Annotated in this window: 5 protein-coding genes; 2 read left to right on the top strand and 3 right to left on the bottom strand. The window is 73.7% G+C overall.

Annotation, left to right across the window (positions count from 1 at the left end; translation table 11 throughout):
• Positions 1-1,469: chromosome partitioning protein (locus LQ51_RS04870; RefSeq protein ID WP_231605365.1), on the top strand; the 1,469-nt coding region annotated here is incomplete at its 5' end.
• Positions 1,470-1,646: 177 nt separating this feature from the next.
• Here LQ51_RS04870 and LQ51_RS04865 read toward each other — a convergent pair.
• Positions 1,647-2,075, bottom strand: a complete 429-nt coding sequence (locus LQ51_RS04865) for a DUF3151 domain-containing protein (protein WP_046563448.1) — start codon at positions 2,073-2,075, stop codon at positions 1,647-1,649.
• A 260-nt stretch (positions 2,076-2,335) separates the two neighbouring features.
• On the opposite strand from LQ51_RS04865, the gene LQ51_RS04860 reads away from it, so the two are divergent.
• Complete coding sequence (locus LQ51_RS04860; protein ID WP_046563447.1) at positions 2,336-3,547, top strand: LOG family protein; 1,212 nt, start codon at positions 2,336-2,338, stop codon at positions 3,545-3,547.
• A 56-nt stretch (positions 3,548-3,603) separates the two neighbouring features.
• On the opposite strand, the gene fbaA is transcribed toward LQ51_RS04860, so the two are convergent.
• Together fbaA and LQ51_RS04850 are read right to left on the bottom strand one after the other, a co-directional pair.
• Positions 3,604-4,626, bottom strand: coding sequence for a class II fructose-bisphosphate aldolase (gene fbaA, locus LQ51_RS04855; RefSeq protein WP_046563446.1), 1,023 nt, complete (start codon positions 4,624-4,626; stop codon positions 3,604-3,606).
• 162 nt (positions 4,627-4,788) lie between these two features.
• Positions 4,789-5,172: a phage holin family protein gene (locus tag LQ51_RS04850; RefSeq protein WP_046563445.1), complete on the bottom strand. Its 384-nt coding sequence runs from the start codon at positions 5,170-5,172 to the stop codon at positions 4,789-4,791.
• Between the last annotated feature and the right edge of the window lie 200 nt (positions 5,173-5,372).

Below are 5,372 nucleotides of genomic sequence, written 5' to 3'. Positions count from 1 at the left end.
CGCCGAACCTGGCCACCACCGGGCCGACATCCGAACGGGACGCCACCGAGTCGGCCCCGACGCCCGGCCCGGCCGCCGCAGACCCGGGCATCCCGCCAGCTCAATCCGGTCGCCCGGCACCCGGTGCCGGGTCGCCCGGTCCGGGGATCGCGGCACCGGCCGCCGTCGGCACCGGCCAGCCGCCGGCCGGCACCCCCCAACCGCTCCCCGACGGCGGTACGGCGGACGCCGCCGGGGACGCCGTGTCACCGCGGCTCGGACCGTTCCCGCCGTCACCGGGCGTACCGCTGCACCAGCCGCCCTACGGCAACGGGTCGGCGTACCCGCCCGGCCCGGTCGGGTACGGGCAGCCCGGCTACCCGCCGCCGGGGGCCGGCCCCGCGCCCGGCCCGTACCCGCCCTGGCCGCAGCCGGCCGCGACGGTTGCGCCGCAGCCGCCCCCGCCGCAGCCGCCCGGTCCGGCACCGACCGGGTACCCGGAGCAGCAGCCCGGTCCGGCACCGACCGGGTACCCGGAGCAGGGCTGGGCACCGGAGCCCGGGGGCACCCCGACCGCCGAGGACTTCGCCCGCCGCCGGCAGGCCCGGCCGGTCGACCCGGTGGCCACCACGGGCGTACGGGCCGTGGTGAACCGGATCGGCCTGGTCCGGCTCCCGCCGGGACGGCACGAGCAGGAGATGAAGCGGGACATCGAGATGGTCCGCCGCAACTTCGGCGGGCTGCGCCAGGTGACCGTGGTCAACCCGAAGGGCGGCGCCGGCAAGACGGTGGCCATCCTGCTGCTCGCCATGACCTTCGGGCAGAAGCGTGGCGGGTACGTGCTGGCCTGGGACAACAACGAGACACAGGGCACCCTGGGCATGCGGGCCCAGCAGGACTTCCACTCCCGTACGGTCCGGGACATGCTGCGCGACCTGGCCCAGTTCCAGGGGCCGCACGGCCGGGTCGGCGACCTGTCGCAGTACGTCCGCTCCCAGGGCGAGGGGATGTTCGACGTGCTCGCCTCGGACGAGTCCGCCACGGGCGGCGAGATGCTCACCGCGGCCGCGTTCGCCGAGATCCGGGAGGTGGTCAGCCGCTTCTACAAGCTGATCTTCGTGGACACCGGGAACAACGTCCGGGCGCAGAACTGGCAGGCCGCGATGGACGCCACCGACCAGTTGGTGGTCACCATGTCGGCCCGCAACGACTCGGCGGAGACGGCCGCCCGGATGCTCGACCACCTGGAGCAGAGCGGTCGGCAGCGGCTGGTGCGGCAGGCGGTCACCGTGGTGTCGATGCCGCCGTCGCGCAAGGAGATCGACCTGCCGGCGATCCAGGAACACTTCGCCGCCCGGACCCGGGCGGTGCTGCTCGCGCCGTACGAGCGGCTCATCGACACCGGGGAGCCGATCCGGTACGGCCAGCTCTCCTCGGCCACCCGGGACGCCTGGTTGAAGATCGCGGCGGCGGTGGCGGAAGGCCTGTGAGCAGCGTGCCGGCCGGCCCCCGTCGGAGGCCGGCCGGCACGTGGCGCGGTCAGCGGGCGGCCCGGCTCGAGGGGCCCGCGGGGAGCGGTCAGCGGGCGGCCCGGTCCGAAGGGCCGGCGGTCGCGTGACGCGGTCAGCGGGCGGCCCGGTCCGGGCGCCGGCGGTTGCGTGACGCGGTCAGCGGCTGGCGAGCGCGTCCGCCGCGGCCGGGTCACAGTCGCGGAGGAACTGGGCGCAGCGGGCCGCCTCGTCCGCCTCGCCGATCTCGCCGGCGGCCCGGGACAGCACGTAGAGGCAGCGCAGGAAGCCCCGGTTGGGCCGGTGCGACCAGGGCACCGGGCCGTGGCCCTTCCAGCCGCTGCGGCGCAGCTGGTCCAGGCCCCGGTGGTAGCCGGTGCGCGCGTACGCGTACGCCGTGATGACCTGGCCCGCGGCGAACGCCCGGGCGGCGAGCGCCCCCCACGCCGCGCTGTGGCTGGGGAAGCGGGCGGCCACCTCGGCGTACGCCTCGTCGGTGTCCTGCTCGGCGGCGGCCGCCAGCGCGGCGTCGGCCTCCTCGTGCGCGGGCAGGAGCGTGGCCGGTGGCTCAGGCATCAGGTTCTGCATCGCCCCATTCAACCCGCTTCGCCCTGAGGTCCGCGAGAGGGTCGGGCGAGCCGGTCGGCTGAACGGCTGAGGGTTTCGTCACGCCTGCGGCCCTCGGTCCGGTACCCGCGGCCCATCCCGCGCCACGATGTTCTCCACTACAACTAATGCTCCGGAGCCTCCCCAGGACCCGGTTGAGCAGGAGCCCGGCGGTCTGACCGTCGGGCTCCTGCGGTCCGTACCGGGTTTGCCGGCTTGCCCCGCGCGGGCAGGATGGCGGGGTGCCGACCCCACCTCCCGCGGACGTCATCGAGCCGCACGACACCAGCCACGACGAGATCGAGACCCGGGCCGAGTTCGAGCGACACCTCGCCACCGGCAGCCTGGCCGGGCTCACCGTGCAGGGCCTCCGCCTCGACCTCGACCCCGTCCCCGACCTGACCCGCGTGGACGTGGCCGACACGCTCTTCGTGGGCTGCCGGTTCGCCGGCCGCGAGGTCGGCGCCGACCTGGTCCGGCGCGGGGCGAACGTGGTGCCGCCGTTCTCGAAACTGCCCTACCCGACCCAGCCGGCCCGCCTCTACACCGCCGATGACCTGGCCGCGGGCTTCGCCGAGGCGGGGTTCGCCGGCATGTACGACACCCGGGTGTACGCGCACTTCCGGGCGCACGGCGGGGCGCTGCCCGACGTCCGCGAGGCGCTCGGCCAGCGGCTGCACGACCACGGGGTGGACAACGCCCTGGCGGACGCCACCCGGGCCTGGCTGGCGGTGCACGGGCCACAGTCGGTGGTGGGGGTGATGGGCGGGCACGCGGTGCCGCGCGGCAGCGCCGCGTACCGGATGGCGGCGGTGCTGGGCTGGGAGCTGGCCCGGGCCGACCGGCTGGTGGTGACCGGCGGCGGCCCCGGCGTGATGGAGGCGGCCAACCTGGGCGCGTTCCTCGCCGGCTGGCCGGCCGAGGAGCTGACCGCGGCGATCGACGTGCTGGCCGCCGCGCCCGACTTCACCGATCACGACCGCTACACCGAGGCGGCGCTGCGGGTCCGGGAGAAGTACGCCGACCCGGCGCTGCCCGCCCCGCGCCCGGCGGCCGCCGGCACCGAGTGGGCCCGCTCGGGCGGGTTGGCCATCCCCACCTGGCTCTACGGGCACGAACCGGCGAACCTGTTCGCCGGCCGGATCGCCAAGTACTTCTCCAACGCCATCCGGGAGGACACCATCCTGCGGCTGGCCCGGGGCGGGATCGTCTTCGCGCCCGGCCGGGCCGGAACCGTGCAGGAGGTGTTCCAGGCCGCCACCAAGACCTACTACGGCACCGACGGGGCCAGCGGGGCGTACGTCTTCCTGGACCGGACGTACTGGACGACCGAGTTGCCGGTCGAGTCGCTGCTGCGCCCGCTCTTCGCGGCCTCCCCGTTCGGTGACCTGTCGACCACGGTGCACCTCACCGACGACGTCCGCGAAGCGGTCCAGGTGCTGACCGCCCGGTGAGACGCGGAAGGCCGGCCCCCGCCCGGGGTGCCGGCCTTCCGCTCACGCGCGCGGCGTCACTTCATGGTGGTGCCGGTGGAGCGCAGGTGCTCGCAGGCCTCCACCACGCGGGCGGCCATGCCGGCCTCGGCGGCCTTGCCCCAGACCCGCGGGTCGTACATCTTCTTGTTGCCGACCTCGCCGTCCACCTTGAGCACGCCGTCGTAGTTGCGGAACATGTGGTCCGCGACCGGGCGGGAGAAGGTGTACTGGGTGTCGGTGTCGATGTTCATCTTCACCACGCCGTAGTCCAGCGCCTCGCGGATCTCCGACAGCAGCGAGCCGGAACCGCCGTGGAACACCAGGCTGAGCGGCTTCTCCTTGCCGTACTTGGCGCCGACCGCCTCCTGGATGTGCTTGAGCACCTCGGGGCGGAGCTTCACGTTGCCCGGCTTGTAGACGCCGTGCACGTTGCCGAAGGTCAGCGCCGCCATGTAGCGGCCCTTCTCGCCAAGGCCGAGCGCGTCGACCATGGCCAGGCCGTCCTCGACGGTGGTGTAGAGCTTCTCGTTGATGGCGTTCTCGACGCCGTCCTCCTCGCCGCCCACGACGCCGACCTCGATCTCCAGGACGATCTTGCCCTTTGCGGCCTGGGTGAGCAGTTCCTCGGCGATCTGGAGGTTCTCCGCCACCGGCACGGCCGAGCCGTCCCACATGTGCGACTGGAAGAGCGGCTCCTGGCCGTTCTGCACGCGCTCCTGCGAGATGGCCATCAGCGGCCGGACGAACTTGTCCAGCTTGTCCTTGGGGCAGTGGTCGGTGTGCAGCGCGATGTTCACCGGGTACTTCTTCGCGACCTCGTGCGCGTACGCGGCGAACGCCACGGCACCGGTCACCATGTCCTTGACGGACGGACCGGACAGGTACTCCGCGCCGCCGGTCGACACCTGGATGATGCCGTCGCTCTCCGCGTCGGCGAAGCCCTTGAGCGCCGCGTTCAGCGTCTGGGACGAGGTCACGTTGATCGCGGGGTACGCGTACCGGCCGGCCTTGGCCCGGTCCAGCATCTCCGCGTAAGCCTCGGGGGAAGCGATGGGCATGTCTAACGCTCCTTACTTACCGCTCTCGGCCGTGCAGGCCGCTGTCTTCCATGGCGCCGACCGTTCCGGTCGCTGACGTCCACGGGTGCGCCGGACCGCGCTGTCCACCGCGGGAAGTATCCCGTAGGAGGTCGCGGCGGGCACAACCGACCCGGGAACCGCTCACCGCTCTGCCAACCGGTCCGGCACGACGACGCTGATCAGCCAGGTCACCACGGCCATCACGATGGCTCCCCAGAAGGCGGCCCAGAAGCCGTTGACGTGGAAGGGCAGGTCGAGCCCGCGGGCGATCCAGTCGGTGAGCAGGAACAGCAGGGCGTTCACCACGAGCGCGAAGAGGCCCAGCGTGAGCAGGTAGAACACGCAACCGACCACCTTGATGACCGGCTTGAGCACCGCGTTGACCACACCGAAGATGAGCGCGACCACGATCAGGGTCAGCGCGTTGTTCGCGCCGCCGCGGCCGGTCACCTCCACTCCCGGGACGATCAGCGTGGTGATCCACAGGGCCACCGCGGTGATCGCTAGTCGGATCAGGAAACCCACCCCACCATCCTGGCACGGGCATCGCGACCGGAGGGACGATCCGGCCAGTCCGCCCGGGCACTCCGGCCGAGGCGGCACCCCCGGCCCGCCGGCCGCGGGCACCCGGCCGCCAGCACGCCGGCCGCCAGCACGCCGGCAGTCGGCACGCCGGCTGCGGGGCACCCGGCCGCCGGCACGCCGGCCGCGGGCACCCGGCCGCC

It is taken from the genome of Micromonospora sp. HK10 (genome assembly GCF_000982955.1).
Lineage (GTDB): Bacteria > Actinomycetota > Actinomycetes > Mycobacteriales > Micromonosporaceae > Micromonospora.
This window is presented reverse-complemented; position numbering and strand designations above follow the sequence as displayed.

Excerpts from the sequence above, each read along its gene's own strand:
- LQ51_RS04865 (WP_046563448.1), bottom strand. The coding sequence starts at position 2,075 with ATGCAGAACCTGATGCCTGAGCCACCGGCCACGCTCCTGCCCGCGCAC.
- fbaA (WP_046563446.1), bottom strand. The coding sequence starts at position 4,626 with ATGCCCATCGCTTCCCCCGAGGCTTACGCGGAGATGCTGGACCGGGCC.